This is a genomic window from Hahella sp. NS-SX17, from assembly GCF_057367735.1.
In genome coordinates this window covers 351,009-366,407 of sequence record NZ_CM170632.1, presented here as the reverse complement: position 1 = coordinate 366,407, position 15,399 = coordinate 351,009, and the positions used below count along the sequence as shown (strand labels likewise).

At 54.9% G+C, this 15,399-nt stretch carries 10 protein-coding genes; 5 read left to right on the top strand and 5 right to left on the bottom strand.

What is annotated here, in order from left to right; genetic code table 11:
* Positions 1-7: 7 nt before the first annotated feature.
* The 3 genes from AC2IBB_RS01700 to AC2IBB_RS01690 all read right to left on the bottom strand — a co-directional run bounded on the left by AC2IBB_RS01700 (position 8) and on the right by AC2IBB_RS01690 (position 7,853).
* Positions 8-6,130: an alpha-2-macroglobulin family protein gene (locus tag AC2IBB_RS01700; protein ID WP_486331190.1), complete on the bottom strand. Its 6,123-nt coding sequence runs from the start codon at positions 6,128-6,130 to the stop codon at positions 8-10.
* Positions 6,131-6,544: 414 nt separating this feature from the next.
* Complete coding sequence (locus AC2IBB_RS01695; RefSeq protein ID WP_486331189.1) at positions 6,545-6,958, bottom strand: hypothetical protein; 414 nt, start codon at positions 6,956-6,958, stop codon at positions 6,545-6,547.
* A gap of 10 nt (positions 6,959-6,968) precedes the next feature.
* Positions 6,969-7,853, bottom strand: coding sequence for a CPBP family intramembrane glutamic endopeptidase (locus tag AC2IBB_RS01690; RefSeq protein WP_486331188.1), 885 nt, complete (start codon positions 7,851-7,853; stop codon positions 6,969-6,971).
* Positions 7,854-7,974: 121 nt separating this feature from the next.
* Here AC2IBB_RS01690 and AC2IBB_RS01685 point away from each other — a divergent pair, with 121 nt between their 5' ends.
* Both AC2IBB_RS01685 and AC2IBB_RS01680 read left to right on the top strand, forming a co-directional pair.
* Positions 7,975-9,054: a cyclic nucleotide-binding domain-containing protein gene (locus AC2IBB_RS01685; protein ID WP_486331187.1), complete on the top strand. Its 1,080-nt coding sequence runs from the start codon at positions 7,975-7,977 to the stop codon at positions 9,052-9,054.
* Positions 9,055-9,125: 71 nt separating this feature from the next.
* Positions 9,126-10,910, top strand: coding sequence for a CPBP family intramembrane glutamic endopeptidase (locus AC2IBB_RS01680; RefSeq protein ID WP_486331186.1), 1,785 nt, complete (start codon positions 9,126-9,128; stop codon positions 10,908-10,910).
* Positions 10,911-10,918: 8 nt separating this feature from the next.
* On the opposite strand, the gene AC2IBB_RS01675 is transcribed toward AC2IBB_RS01680, so the two are convergent.
* Positions 10,919-11,803 carry a LysR family transcriptional regulator gene (locus tag AC2IBB_RS01675; protein ID WP_486331185.1) on the bottom strand — a complete coding sequence of 295 codons (885 nt, stop codon included), beginning with the start codon at positions 11,801-11,803 and terminating at the stop codon, positions 10,919-10,921.
* A gap of 138 nt (positions 11,804-11,941) precedes the next feature.
* Between AC2IBB_RS01675 and AC2IBB_RS01670 the strand changes: the two genes are divergently transcribed.
* The 3 genes from AC2IBB_RS01670 (at position 11,942) to mddA (ending at position 13,894) form a co-directional block, all read left to right on the top strand.
* The gene (locus AC2IBB_RS01670; RefSeq protein WP_486331184.1) at positions 11,942-12,457 is read left to right on the top strand and encodes a hypothetical protein; all 516 of its coding nucleotides are present in this window, start codon (positions 11,942-11,944) and stop codon (positions 12,455-12,457) included.
* Between the two features lie 27 nt (positions 12,458-12,484).
* Positions 12,485-13,012: an HD domain-containing protein gene (locus AC2IBB_RS01665; RefSeq protein ID WP_486331183.1), complete on the top strand. Its 528-nt coding sequence runs from the start codon at positions 12,485-12,487 to the stop codon at positions 13,010-13,012.
* Positions 13,013-13,132: 120 nt separating this feature from the next.
* The gene (gene mddA, locus AC2IBB_RS01660; RefSeq protein ID WP_486331182.1) at positions 13,133-13,894 is read left to right on the top strand and encodes a methanethiol S-methyltransferase; all 762 of its coding nucleotides are present in this window, start codon (positions 13,133-13,135) and stop codon (positions 13,892-13,894) included.
* 30 nt (positions 13,895-13,924) lie between these two features.
* Here the strand turns inward: mddA and pepQ are convergent, their stop codons facing one another.
* Positions 13,925-15,241, bottom strand: coding sequence for a Xaa-Pro dipeptidase (gene pepQ, locus AC2IBB_RS01655; RefSeq protein WP_486331181.1), 1,317 nt, complete (start codon positions 15,239-15,241; stop codon positions 13,925-13,927).
* Between the last annotated feature and the right edge of the window lie 158 nt (positions 15,242-15,399).

Sequence of the window (15,399 nt, the reverse complement as noted above, 5' to 3'; positions counted from 1 at the left end):
ACGCGAACTACTCCCCCACGTTCAACGTGGCCGGCAGCCCTTTGCCATAGACGTCCGGATCATACATTTCCTCGGCATGTACAGGCATGACGCTGAAGTCGCCTTCCGCGATGGCTTGGGCCGTGTAGGAAAGGAAGTAGTTACCCGCCGGCAGATAATCCGCGTAGAAGCGGGCTGAGTCATGGCGCAGCTCTTTGTGATAGAAGCTCCAGAAATAGCGCCCGTAGTAGGACCAGTCCGAGAAGGTGTAGAACCAGGACCCTTCCGCGGCTTTGAACTTACCTTTATCCGCATCCACCTGTGACGCAGTGGCCAGATCGGCGTTCACGGGCTCCAGGCCTCCGGGGATAGGGTCATTCACCACGACGAAATGGCGCGCGGTGGGGATGGAGACAAAGAGGTCCACTTTCACCAGCTCGCCCCGCCGAATCTTCATGGGGCTCTTCAGCAGCTCAAACTTGCCGTTGCGTTCAACGGAATATTCCCGACGAATTTCGACGCCGGAGTTGATGCGCGCAGCGTTATCCTCTTTCAGGTCGTAAGCGATGCGGGCGGAGTAGTAGAGCCTGCCTTTCCCTTCTTTTTCAATAGTGAGGGTGGCGGCTTTGCCCGGATCGGCGGCGGTCAGTGGGCGACTGACTGTCGTCATGGGGTCTGATTTCTTGTTGAAGGATGCAGCGCCGAGGCGCTTGCCGTCGAAACTGACGGACACTTTTATGGCGGGATCTTCCTTCTCATAAATGGACGCGTAGCTGACCAGCGCATTCAGGCAGAACACGTTTTCCTGGGTATTTTCCCAGTGATCTCTGGCGCCGCGACTCTGGGTAATGCTTCTGACCAGTTTGAAGGGAAAATCGCCGATGGTTGCGCCCATACCCGCTTCCGTTTGCGCCGCCAGCAGGCTGCTCAGAATGGCGCAATTAGAGCGCAGCGGCGTCGCCAGGATATAGCTGTAGCTGTCGTCCCAAGGTTCGTTGAACTGGAACTTGCCGCCGCTTTGGCTGGCGTGACCCAGAATATCGTCCATGGATTTGCTCACGACACTTTGCGGAACATGCTCGGTGCGCACCGCCGCCTGCAGGAAGTGCGCTTTGCCGAACAGGTCCATTTCCGGCGTATGGCGCTCGTAGCGACTGACGTCGCTCTGGTCGATTTTGCCAGCTTCCGCCAACGCCGCCAGAGCCACTGCTCGCACAGATGAGGACATGCCTTTGCTGTAGAACGTGGGGAAGCTGTCCTGACGCAGCAAGGTCAACAGATACTCATGTAGCCGCTGCTCCACGCCAGCGGGGACTTCATGGCCGCTGGCGCGCATCCAGTTAAACGCCATGGCGGTGTAAGCGGACAAGTAGGGGCTGACATAAGCGTTGGACGCCACCCAGTAAGCCATGCCGCCATTCGGCGCTTGGAAGTTGGCGGCGACATTCATGGCGTTGTCGATATCCTTCTGAGCATCCGGCCACTGCGTATCTTCCGCCAGGTATTCCTTCAGCTCCAGGTAGGATCGGGCTACCGTGGCTTTGGTAAGCCGCTGCTCCCAACTCATGTACGGATAGTCTCTGATGTAAGAGAAAGCGCCGTCGAGATTGCCTATGACGGAAGGCGACAGTACCGCGCCAATATAGCCGACGTCTTCGAATATGCCTTCAGGAACCTGGACGTTTTCACTGACGCTGGTCGCTGTAGTGGTTCCATACGTCGCCGCCGTTTCCAGTGAACGGCGCTTGTTAACGATGGTTTTGTGCTCCAGCGCATCCGTATCCAGCCGGTCGCCGCCTTTGGCGATGAAAACCAGTTCGCCGCCGCCTTTGGTGTCAATCGGCAGCCAGACGTTTTCCCTTTTGTAGGGGCCGATTTTCAACTCGCGGGAGAAGGCGTGCTCGGCTCCCTCCGCGAGTGGGCCTTTGACGCGCACGTCCATTTTGATGGTGCGTTCTTTATCCGTCCGGTTCATCACGTTGAAGCCGGCTTTGAAGCGATCGCCCTCGATCACCTGATTAGGCATGACCGGACGAATCTCCGTTGGACGATTTACTTTGAAAGTGACGTCGCCCAAGCCCATGCGATCTTCCCGGGTTACCGCGAAGGCGAAGATGCGCCAACCGGTAAGGTTGTCCGGCACGTTGAACTCGATCTCAGCATTGCCGTTCGAGTCTGGTTCGATAGAAGGATTCCAGTAACTGACGAACTTGAATTCGTTACGCAGTTGCGCGGAGGCCGCGCCGCCGCCGCCAGGGTTGGCGCCTTTCTTCTCGAATTTCTGACGACCCACCAGTCGGCTGATCAGGTTGTAGTTATACACATCAGGTTGGTCAAGGCGATTAAATCCGGCATAGGGGTCGTAATAGTTGTCGCCGCTGCGGTTAAGCGCCAGAACAGACTCGTCGATAACCGCCACTGCGATTTCATAGCCCTCGGCGGGATCGCTTTTCTTGCGATTAATGTGGATCTTCGCCTTCACCTGCTCACGGGGTTTATATACTTCTTTATCGGTGGCGACGCGGATATCCAGCTCTTTGAGCGGGTCCACCACTTTGGCGCTGATATAGCCCATGCGATAGCTGGGTTTGCCCAGGTCCACATGTCCAGGACCCAGTGGCTTTTCGACCCGTGGCGACACCACGACGACGGACAGATAGAAACCAGGCAGATAGTCCGCCTTAACGGGCACTTCGATGACTGGCGTGCTGGAGTCCAGCGTTTGCACCCAGCTATCAAGAATGCCGTAACGCTCTACCGAAATCAGAGCTTTGGTGCCTGGGAAGGGGTTTTTGATCAGGTAACGGGCGGTATCGCCGATTTTGTACTTGGTCTGCTCGGGAACGATCTGCAAAGTGGCGTCGTTGCTCTGATCCCACACCACGGAGCCGCTGCCAGTCACCCAGCCATATAAGGTGGTGCTGTGATCCCGGTTTTCCGTGTCCTTGACGGTGGCGACGAACTGGTAATAGCCTGGCTTCTGCGGTTTGAATTCGCACGTCGAGGCGGTTTTATCGCTCTTCAGCTCGCACTGGGTTTCTTCCACCCACTCCATGATGTTTTGCGTCAGATAGGCGTTGCCGGGGCCTTTTACTCGTGACGCCTTGTATTCGCGATGGTTAATGGCGATGCGCACGGACTCGCCGGCGACCGGGGCGCCGCTTTGATCCACCACTAAGGTTTCCAGACGCGCAGGCTCGTCTTTTTTATACAGCCACTGAGTATTGCGCAGACCGACATAGCGGGTTCTACCGGCGTAATCCGCGGTAGTGGAGGAGGCTACGAACTTACCGCGCTCGTCCTTCACCGCCGCTTCCACCATCAGACGGCCATAGAACACGCCGCTATCTGGAAGGGTAAAAGCTTCCACGTACTGGCCGGCGTCATCCAGTTTACGACGAATATCGAGCAAGTTGTTTTCGCCGCCAGTGTCATTGTCGCCGCCAAATGTGAAGCCTTTGGCGACAGGGTTGTCGGTGGAGAACTCCTGCGGCGTCAGCTTGGCGGTCAAGCGCACTTCCGCTTCCGTGTAGGGGCCGCCAGAGTGCAGCGTGGCCAATGACGTGACTTGTACCGAGTCGTTGGCGCGGAACAGGGCGCCGTTCAATTCTGTCTTCACTTTGAAGGGCGAAGGCGTAAAGTCGCTCACCAGCACAGACATCGGCGACCAGGACGTTTCCTGCACCTCGCTGCCGGACGGGGCATTCAACGTCAGGTGGAACTCATGCCAGCCCACCGCGCCCTGCTCGGGAAGGGTGAACTCGCCATCGAAAGCGCCGTATTTATTCAGGCCGATGTTTTGGCGTTCGTAGACGATTTTGTTCTGCGGATCGAACACCTTCAGGGAGTAATTCGACGCATAGGGTTCAACCCAGTGCTTGTTGCTTTGCTCGCGCACATAAATTTTGAACTGAACCTTGTCGCCCAGTTTGTAAACGCCCTGAGCGGTGGTTCCCCAGGCATGGGCGTGACCGCCCTTGCGCTTCAGGCTAGGGTAAAGATCCCGGTCCCACACGGTGAAATTGCTGTTCAAAGGTACTATGGCGATGTCGCCGGCGTGTTCCACTTTGACGAAGAAACCTTCCCGTTCTGCGCTTCTGCCGCCGTAGATGCTTTCCAGTTGCGGGTCAATCTGCTCCAAACCAGGCATTGACGCCATACCGTTAGGGTCGGTTTTGGTGGTGATCTTCAGGTTACGCAAGCCGGGCAGGTTTTCATAGGAGCCGAACCACAGAGAGACGTTTGCATTCGCCACTGGTTCGCCTGTGCTGAACGAGGTCACCCAGGCCATGGAGTTGAAGTGGCCAAGTTTGAAGTGCACCTGATAGGGCGTGACTTCTGCGAAAATCTTGGGATCGTAATACCAATCCGGCGGCGTTGGGCTGGGAGTGAGCGAGCCGAACAGGGCGCCGCTGGCGTCGCCAAGAAGATCCCTGACGCCCATAGGGGTGGCGTAGGAGATATCCTCCGCAGGGGCCACTGGAATCACTTTTCTCTGGTTGAGTCCGGATTGGTTGGCCCCCAGTGAGTTATAGGCGATGTCAATTTTGCTCAGGTTAGTGACGTACAAAGGCACATCGCTTTCCACGCCTTTTTCCAATATGGCTACGTCGTGGGCGACTTCCAGTCTGGGCTCCCGGTGACCGGTGAAAAAGTTGAAGCTGACTTTGTTGTTCAGTTTGCGGCCGAATTCGTCGGTCAGGTTATTGATATTCAGATTGACGGCGTACTTTTGATCCGCCTTAAGTAGCTCCGGCAACCAGATCTGATAAAAACGTCCGTTACGATGGGGAGAGGTCAGGTGAGTCCAGTCCTGGGTATTTTCCCAGGGATCATAGTCTTTGCGTCCGCCGTTCAGAGGCGGATCAAAAGTCACCTGATCCCGCACCATGGAATTCGCCACCGGTGAAGTGAACAGCAGCGCCACTGAGCGCAGCGGGGCGCATTCGACAAAGTTCTCCGTGTCCTCACTCATTGAGTCCAGTTGCTCCATCCATATGTCCGTCGCTTCGCTCGCGCCTTTTGGGGTACAGCGAATGCCGACAAAACCGAAATTCGGATAGGTGTCGAATCGTTCCAGTATCCGGTTTTCCGCCCCCGGCTCAGAACCTTCGCTGGAAACCAGGCCAGGCTTGATCTGCAAGGTGATGTTCTGATCCAGCGGCAACTCTTTTTTCGGCTCGATGACCCAGACGGAACGGGCTTCGTCGCCATCTAATTGGGTAAGATGGTCGTTGACCTTGGGCTGCTCTTCGTCGTTGGCGATCGCCATCCACCAGGGTTGTTGGCGGGGAAGGTTATCTGGATAAGCGATGACGTTTACTGGCGGCTGGCCGGTGCTTTCTGCGCGCATGGTCAGGGCTTTTTCCACGGACGACTTGGTGACCGGCTGGTTGAACGTGATCTGAATCATCGGCGCGCCCGGCGACAGCCAGTTAACGAACCGTTCGTAGGTGACTTTGGGACGAGCGGTGGTGAAGCTATGCTCCACAGGCTGTTTCAGCTGTGCGCCAGTAACGGTTTTGATGCCGGGGCGCATGGTGATTTCGTAGTAGGTCGCCTGCTGCATTTTGTCTTCGTTGCGCAGTTGGCAGGCCAGCGCGCTGGTATTGAGCCAGCGCCATTCGCAATTGAGCGAAGGCGTGATAGTGACGGGAATATCTTTACTGTTCCGCTCCATACGGCCGATGGGGACGACAGGTCGATCAAACTGAAACACCACTTGTTGCGCGGCGGGCACATCTGCGCCGCTGGGAGTGATGCGCATGATGCGGAGTTCGCCGTCAGCAGGCTGGCTGGACGAGTCAAAAGCCAGCATCGCTGACAATTCCGCATTGCGCTGGCGATAACGACCAAGCAGGCAGGACTCGCCAGCGTCGCCATTTAATTCGCAATCCCGGTTGCGGTTTCTAAGCCACTCCCTTTGTTCGGACTTCAGCTTGTCTTTGGCGCTTTCGTCCAGGCTCTTCATGACATTGCCATACAGCTTGGCGAGCTTTGCGTCCTGTGCGGCCAGGGCCTCCGAGTTGCAGATAATATGCTCCACCTGTTGCGACGCTTTGGCGCAATCGAAGCTGGGTTGTCCGGCCCAGGTCAGGCCGCTGGCGCTAAAAGCGAGTAGAAATAGGAAACCGGATCTTGCGCTTGTCATGTCCTTGTAAAACCCCCGGAAGACGCGTGAGCGACAATGTTTGGTGTGTGCCGAGCCTCCCAGCCCTTCAGTCGTATTGAGGCGTAGACGATGTGAAAGCGTACTACGGATGAAGCGCCGGAATATTTGCTGCAGGCGTTAAATGACCCTATGAACTATTAACTTGGCGGACAAATAGCTTCCTTCTATATGTCTGCAACGACAGGGCCTGCACATGTCAGGCCTTGTCTCCCGCGGCTGGCCGCCGCGCAGGCGCATCCATGCGCCTGATTATTAACTGGCCAATATCATTGCCAAGTTAATAATGAGTATAACCTGCATTTCAAAATGAAAGGTGGCGCATTATGGCAGAAAAATAGCGAATAATGGCGGGGAAATTTGTTGTTTTTTTGCTTCAAATCCAGATGCTTATCTCTACTCCAGGGTAGCCGGGTCATACCAGCTGCAATGCTCGAAACCCGCCTCGCAGCAGACTTCCCCGCAGGCCAGTATGCGGCCGTCCGCAAAATAGAAAATGCCGCTGTAGTCGAAGCTGAATGGCGTGGAAGCGCCATTGATGCTCAGGCTCCCCGTTACGGAGCAGCCGGAGATGGAGTATTCATCGTGTATTTGGCGGTGGCTGACGAGTTCGCCTGTTCGCAGTATGTGTTGTAAATCGGTGGGGTTCACTGGCCCACATTGCAGGCCATTCAGGTCAGTGATCGCCGGCTTCAGGCGCAGGTTGGAGAAACGCAGATTGTCTTGCGTGCGCGTGAGGGCAGGATCGGCTGCGCAGGCCGTTAGCCCAAGCAACATGGCCGCTAACGCAGGAAGCTGGCGTGGAGACATAAAGACGCTCCTAAAAATCCGCTGGGTAAACAAACAGGCTGATGTGAATAATATTCACCAGGAAGTGCAGTAAAACCGACAGCCATATGTTATTGGTTTTATAGTAAATCCAGGCATAGCAATAGCCCGCTATGGTGATCAGCGCCATGCGTTGCAGGGCGCCGGGGCCGGTATGGAAATGGGCCAGACCGAATAGCGTTCCCGCCGCGAATACCCCCCATATCCCCACTCGTTTCAAGTTTGGCAGGCAGTGGACAAAGCTGCGCTGTATCAGTAACCGGAAGAAGGATTCTTCTGCGATGCAGGTTACGAAAAGATTGAAAAACGCAAACACCCAAACATAGTCGCCGGTCTTCATATCCAGATTAACGCCCAGTGCGACGCCAAATCCGAAAATAATCGCCAGGGAAGCAGCGATCAGTGGCCAGTATCGACGCAGATCCGCACCGGTTTGCCGCCAAGTGGAGAGATAAGGAAGAAAAAGGGCGATAAGCAACAGCCCGGCGAAGGCTTTATCCAGTTTGGCGCTCAATGTGAACGGCAAAGTGGCGGCGCCGAGATGGCTGGTGGGGATCACCGTCTGGTGAAAGAATCCTGGCGCCAGGTGCAGCGCTAACGCCAGGGATAACACTGTCGTCGCCAGCCAGGCGAGCAGTTTTCTCCAACCGGACAGCTTCGCCATGGCGCCCCCCGCAGCCCATAACGCCGCCAAGGGCAATAGCGCGATCCAGGCGGCGAGACTGAAATAAAACGCAGCGCCCAGCGACGCGGAGGCGGGAAGCATCCAGGAATAGGCGGGGATCTTTCTGGAGCGTTCCAGAACTAAAGCGATCAACGCGAGGGCGTAGAGGCTGAATACCCAAATGACTGCGGGCGTCAGGGTGAACGAAACCATGTCGGTGAAGATCTCCATCATAGGGCGGGGCGCGAAAAATGGAGGTTAACGGTTGTCAGAGTTTGATGCTATTTTTAATTCTGTAGGCAACTTAGATTCACCTTTCAATCGAGTAGTCCCCATGTCGCTACACGCCAGTTTGAACATCACTGATCAGCTGATGTCCCGGTACTCCCCGTTGAGCCAGCTATCCAAGAAATATCTGAATCAATTGATCAAGCGCAGTAAGGTCATGACGTTCGGTGGAGGGGAAGTCGTTTTCGATAAATCCGCCAAGCGCACTGACACTTATTATTTGCTCAAAGGCGCGCTGAAAATTAAAAAGAACATTCTTTCCTCCAGCACCATAGACAGCGCTGACCCGGATTGCCTGTTTCCGTTGAACGGCAAGATGCCGGAGGGGGTCACGGTGACTGCTCAGGAGCCGGGACATATGCTGGCGGTGGATGGTGTTTTTCTGGACCGCGCCCTGGCCTGGACGGAAGCGGAGGCAAAGCAGGATCAGGAAGACAAGGCGGCGAGAGAGCAACAAGAAGAAGCAGAAGCTGTGGAAGAAATCAGCGGAGATTTTGACGAAGCTTACTTCGACTGGATGGCCAGCCTGCTGGAGTTTCCGTTGTTCTTTAATCTGCCGCCCGCCAATGTGGAGAAAGTATTCGCCCGCTTTGAAAGGGTTGAGGTTAAGAAAGGCCAGGTCATTATCGAGGAGGGGGATGAGGGCGATTATTTCTACCTGCTCATCGACGGCAGCGCGCGGGTGCTCATTGGCGGCGATGAAAGCAAACCCATTCGCGTCAGTAAAGGCTCCTATTTCGGTGAAGAAGCTCTGGTGTCCGATACCGTCCGCTCCGCCACTATCATCATGAGCGAAGATGGCGTGCTGGCGCGCCTCGATAAGAAATCTTTCCAAAGCCTGCTGCATGATCCGCTGGTGAATTATGTGTCTCTGGCTGAATACCGGAAACGGGCGGCGGAAGATTCTAAGTCCACATTGTTGGATATCCGCTCCACCGAGGAGTTTGAACACTCCCCTTTGCCCAAGTGCCTGCATGTGCCTCTGGCGGACCTTCGCGACAAAATAGCCGGCCTGGATAAGTCCGCCATCTATTATCTGTCGCAGGAAGGCGGTCGTCGCAACGACGTCGCCGCGCACATCCTCTATCAAAATGGGATTCAGGCTTTTGTTATTCGGGACGAGTAACGCAAACAGGCTGGTTTCCCTCTCTGCGCTGGGGTAGATTGCCGGTTCCCTGAACCAATGCAGTCTATCCCATGAAAGTTGTACTCTCCCTGCTGCTGAGCGTGCTCTTTTACGCCGGCTCCGCCTTTGGCGCGACTTCCGACTTTGCGGATTTTGAAAAGGAAGTAACGCGTCTTTATCAGAAAGAGGTGGCGTCGCGGTTAGTACAACATCCGCAAAACGCTTGGACGGCGAGCGAGCTGGCGAACCTGTGCCGGTTGATTGCGCAAGTCTATCGCCTGAAAGGGCTGCACGTGGAAAACTCTGAACAGGATGGTTTGCTATGTCGCAACCGTCTGCGTGCGGATTTCCCCGATGAGCCTGCAACGCAGTTATATTTTCTGGAAGAACGGGATGCTCCTTTACGGCGCTTGAAGGCCCTTTCTCTTCTTGACGACGCCAAGGGTTGGTCGTTAGCGGATCAATATCGGCTTAATGTTCTGCTGGCGAATACCTACCTAATTGACCCCTCCCAACATCACGCAGCGACTGTTTACGCCATGTCGGCCTATGCATTGATCCCTGGTGTTCAGGCGACGTCGATTTTGGTCGACGCCAGTGTAAGGGGCGGGAATTTGGAAAGAGCCCAACAGCTGGCGAAGGGGATGTTGGCGCGGCCCTTCCAGGAACATGAGAAAGCCGACGCCATTAGTATTCTGACAAAAGCGCAACTCTATGAAGAAGCGCTCCAGTTAAGCCGTAGCGCGCATTCAGCAACTCTGAAGAGAGTGGATGCAATAACAAGAGCCCGTTTGGTTCAGTTTACCGGAGGAAACGAGGCTTACCGTGATCGCCTGACTTTGGAACTGGTGTTGGCTGCCCCTGAAAAACACACTGAGTTGGCGCGCCTGTGGTTCGAATATGAGCTTTCCCATGGCGACGAGAAAGAAGTGAGGAATGCCTATGCCGCACTTGTTGGAAGAACGCCTGAGAATGACCAGTTTCTAATTCAATGGTCACGCTTGGCGATCAGTTTCCCTGGTGCGGCTTTAAGCGCCATTGCCGATATGCCAAGTTTGTTTATCTATAACCTTGGATGGCTACTGCTGCTGTTCTGCTACCCTCTATGCATTCTGGCGCCCGTGCATTATTTGGGATTATGGCGGATGCGCAAGCTGGGCTCTTATGGTGAGCCGACGCGGGTTGACTGGGGATTGGGACGAGCTTGGTTAGCGCTGGGCCTTTTCAACGTTGCGGCCAATGTGTTGACGGAATATTGCTACCCGGGCTCTTTTAATGACCCGAGCATCGCACAGTATCCCACCGGTAATGGTACAAACTTATACCTGATCATAGTCCCTTTGATGTTCACCATTGTGATGCTGACGGCGGGTAAGCGGCTGAGGAGCGCGATTTTCAGCAGCTCTAGTAATCCTGTCATTGGTGTTGCTATGTCGATCATCCTGGGAGGCGTCTTTATATTTACTGCTCCCAGTTTGAGTCTGTCGGAGAAATCGCTGTCCAGTATTGCCAATCCCAGCCTCTATATTAAAGACGCCTATGAGTCCTACGGCATGCTGCTGTGTTTGTTTCTATTTGGCATGCTGGGACCGATATATGAAGAAGTATTGTGCCGTGGATTGTTGCTCAACTCCGTACAACGTCATGTCGGCTTTTGGGGCGCCAATGCCGTGCAGGCCGTCATCTTCATGTTGTTGCATACGAGCCCGGCGAATTACCCTTATTATTTGGCTTCGGGACTCGTCGCAGGATGGTTGTACCGTTATACGGGAGGCTTGTATGCGCCGATATTGATGCATATGACCATAAATATTACGGTGGTTATTTCTGTTGTATTGGCGATCCTTGGCCAGTAGAACACCGGCTAACCCCCACGTCGCTCCCGCCAGTCCCCCTTGTGGTTTAACAGGCAGCTTTTTAACTCTTGCGCGCCGGTGGTTTTCCATCGGCCTTTGCGTTCGATGATGTAGTAGGAGATTTTTGGTAAGTCCTGAATGGGAATGGCGGTCAGGGCGGAGGGGATGTTGCAGCAGCCGTTGACAATGCTGACGCCCACGCCCAGCTTCACGAAATGCAGCATCAGTTCCCACCCGCGCGCCTCTACGGATGGCGTCCAGTTGACGCCGTTGCTCATCAACGCCTGTTCCACCGCCATGCGTTGCGGCAGGCCTGGCGGCGGCAGGATCAGTTTTTCTCCGTTCAGGTCCTTAAGACTAAGGTGTCGTCGTTTCGCCAGACGGTGAGACGTCGGGACCGCCAATGTCTGTTCCACTTCCGTCAGCAAAGTCAGCTCCAGTCCTTCTGGCTTTGCGCTCAACGCAGCGACGCCGAGATGCGCTGAACCGTCTTCGACGGCGCTGATAGTCGCCGCTTTATCCGAGGTGATAAGGCGTAGTGGGTGCTCACTTATATTCTTGAAATCCTGAATCGCCATGCCCAGCAGGTACAGAAATGCGCCTTCACCCGCAGCGAGCACAACGGGCTGCGCGGAACCGCCGTGTCGTAGCTCTTCAAAAAAGGTGCTGGAGCGATCGCGCATTTCTCTGGCGAAGGTCTGCACTTTTTTACCTTCTTCCGTCAGCACCAGTTCCTTGCCGGACTTTCGATAGAGCGGCGTCTGCAATTGCTCGGACAACTTCTTTATTTTCACGTGCAGCGCAGGCTGAGAGATATGCAGGCGTTCAGCGGCGTGAGTGAAGTTCATGCACTCACTAAACACTAAAAAAGACTCAATCCAGTCGTTTTTCATAGTTCCATTTTATTCGGGGCGCTGCTCTCTGATGTGGTTGCTACAGGGCTCGCTAAGAGATTTCAACTATAACCTATTTTTATAGTCACTACATAAACAATAGTTCTGGTATAGAGTCCGCGCCGATATGATTTCCACATGAATACGAGAATAGAACATATACACAAATTAGGGGTCGATATCGGCCGAGTAATTATCTCTCCAGTGAAAGATGGGAAGTCCGACACGGCGTTTTTATCGGGAGGCATTGAACAGGCGCTGCAGACGCCGCCGGCGGAAGGGGCGATTGAAAGACTGTCTCGCCTGGTTGAGGTGTTTGAAGGGCGGGTCTGGCTGGTGTCCAAAGCGGGTAAGAACACTCAGCACAAAACGCGGCTGTGGCTGGCGCATCATCGGTTCTTTGAGCGGACCGGCATGGCAGCTCATCACTTGCGGTTTTGTTTTAAAAGGCACGAAAAAGCAGGGCATTGTGCTGAGTTGGGTCTGACCCATTTTGTCGATGATCGGCTGGATGTCTTGCGACATCTGCAAGGGCTGGCGCCGCACCTGTACTTGTTCGGCGAGCAGCTTAAATCACAACCGGCGCCCGATTGGGTTGAGCCTACGTTGAACTGGGACGAAACATTTACCGCGATCTGTCGGTCACTGGATTGAAAGAGCAAGAATAAGAGGAGTCATCACATGTTTACCGCATTGAATACTCCCGCGTTTCAGCGGGACTACGCACAGCTGGCAAAGGTAACGCTTAACCCGGAAAGGCATACGGCGGAGAATGCATTGACCCACTGTGAAATGGTGGCGTCTCGGGCGCTGCAACTGGCGGATTTGAATGGGTGCCTGGAGCAAGAGAAGCGAATTCTGGAGGCGCTGGCTAAAGTACATGACATCGGCAAGATCAACGGTTCCGCCAATCCGGAAGAGTCGCTTAAAAATTTATCGTTATACGGCGAGTTTGAGGAAAGCTTTGTTAATCTGGTGAAGTACCACGACATTAATTTGCCTTGGTATATCTCCAAAACCAAAGGACAACCGCCCAGCGACAAAGCCTGGAGGAAGATGGCCTCGAAAGTGGACGTACAATTATTGTGTATGTTCATGATCGCCGACCGCGTTGATTGCCCCGGCGGCTGGACGGCTAACAAGGCGCTGACGTGGTTTTTAGAGGAGGCCGCGGAGCGGGGATATTATGTGCCAGTGCTGACGCAGTAAGGCGGCGTCCGCCGCCAGTAATTCTCGCCCTGGTTCGGTCGCTCCGTGCCGGTCACAATGGTCAACGCGTTGTTGTCTGATAACAAAACAAACATTGAGCGCCAGGGAGCTTGGCCTGATATGAAACATTCCCGCATCACTGTTTTTGCTGAGCTGGCGTACGCCGCCGTTTGCTATCTGGCCGCTGTGGGGGCGATGTTTTATTTCATCGCCTTCATCAACGGACTGCCGGTTCCGAAGGCGGTCAACGACGGCCCTGCAATGGATATGCCGACTGCGCTTTGCCTCGACCTGGGTCTGATTGCCTTATTTGGGATTCAGCACAGTCTGATGGCGCGTCAATCCTTCAAACGGTGGCTGACGCGGCGCATTTCTCCTGCGATTGAACGAGCGACTTATTGCCTGGCAACTGCGTTGGTTTTTGCGGTGATCTTTTATTTCTGGGCGCCGCTGCCCGCCATCGTATGGTCGATAACCGGGGAAGCGGCGAGCGCGTTTTTCCTGACTCTGGCTTTCGCCGGATGGGGCGTGATGTTTCTCGCCACCTTCATGCTCGATCACTTTGAACTGTTTGGCTTGCGTCAGCCCTGGCGTAAATTCAGGCGACAATCGACGCCGCCCTCTGAATTTCGCGTCAGCCAGTTCTATCGCGTCGTGCGCCATCCGATCCAAAGCGGCATTCTGGTGGGCATGTGGTCCACCTCTGTCGCCACGGTGGGGCACTGTGTTTTCGCCGGCGGCATGACGCTCTATATCTTGATCGGGCTGTATTTTGAAGAACGGGATCTGGTGCGCGAATTCGGGCGGAGCTATCAGGATTACAGGCGGCGCGTCGGTATGTTGTTCCCCTTGCCGAAGCAGGAGAAAACCGACGCGCGCTGATAGAGGGCGTGTTCGCCAGCGAAAGGACTGTTAAGCCTGAAGTTCGGCGAACGCCTCGCGGGTCAGGTTGCGGCTGCGTCCTTCCTGCACCACTACATTGTCTTCGATGCGAATGCCGCCGTAAGGTTTTAAGCTGGCGATCAGGTCTAAATCACAACCATGACCGGCAATATTTTTCACCATGTTATCGAGCAACATGGGAATGAAATACAGCCCCGGCTCAATGGTGATCACCATGTCTTTTTCCAATGTGCGGGTCAGACGCAGGAAGGGCGCTGATTCGTCCGGTTTACGCAGGGTTCCGTTTTTATCCTGTTGATGGCCGCCTACGTCATGCACCTGCAGACCCAGTAAATGACCCAGACCGTGCGGGAAAAATACCTGCGGGATGCGTTTGTCCAGCTGCGCCTCGACGCCAAGTGAGCAAATACCCGTTTCTTGCAGAATGCTGGCGACGCCCGCCAGCGTGGCCTGATGCAATTCACTGAAGGCTTTGCCATGCACGGCTTGAGCGGCGATGGACAATTGCAGTGTGTTGACGCGTTCGATCAGCTCTGCAAACAGGCCTGTGTCTGCCGTGTAAGTGCGGGTGATGTCGCTGGCGTATCCGCCGTATGCGGCGCCGGCGTCGATTAATAACGTACGCATGGCGTCCGGCGTCAGAGGATTTTTCTTCTCGTAATGCAGCACCGCTGCGTTTGCATTCAGCGCCACGATGCCGGGGTAGGGCTCCTGGTTGGATAGCTGGCCGCTGGCGGCGAGAAAGTCGCGGTAGACGTCGCATTCACTTTTACCCGCCATGAAGGCGGCTTGAGCGGCTTTGTGTCCCGCTGCGCCCGTTTGATTGGCGCGCCATAAACAATCAATTTCGAACTCGGTTTTATAGGCGCGCTGGTAGTTCAGTCTGTGTAGCAGCGCTTCAGGATTGACGCTCAGATTCGGATTAAGCCCTGGCGCTTCGTTATATTCCGGTCCAATCCAGGCGGTCTTGCCGTCGATCTGCGGCAGCCATTCCTGTAAGGAAGAGACGGGCTCTATACGCCACTGGTCGCTCCAGTCCCCTTCTGGAACGGCGTGCACTACGTGCCAGAAGTCCTGCTTCGCCGGCCACAATAACCGCGGCGTTTCGCCACGCGGAAGGTGGATAAACACATCCGGCATCAGGTCGAACGGCGCCCACTGTTGCGCCATGGCGTAAGGATGAAAAGGGTGAGAATGGTCATCGCCAAAATAGTAAGTCAATCGGCCTGACGCCAGCACCACGCTGTCGAAATCCGTCTCAAGCAGAGCCTGATCAAAGCGTTTGCGCAGGATGGATAAATGGTTTTGATATGCCGAATCACTCATTGAAAAAGCCTCTGCCTGATCCCGAAAAGGAACAAGTCTACTCTTGTTGGCGCCGTGCATGAAAGTGGGGCGTACGACGGCTCCGGGTCGTTCTTCTGTATTGGAGCCCATCTGCCCATCACAGTATTAGTTAGAAGATTTCCGGCGTAACGCATACA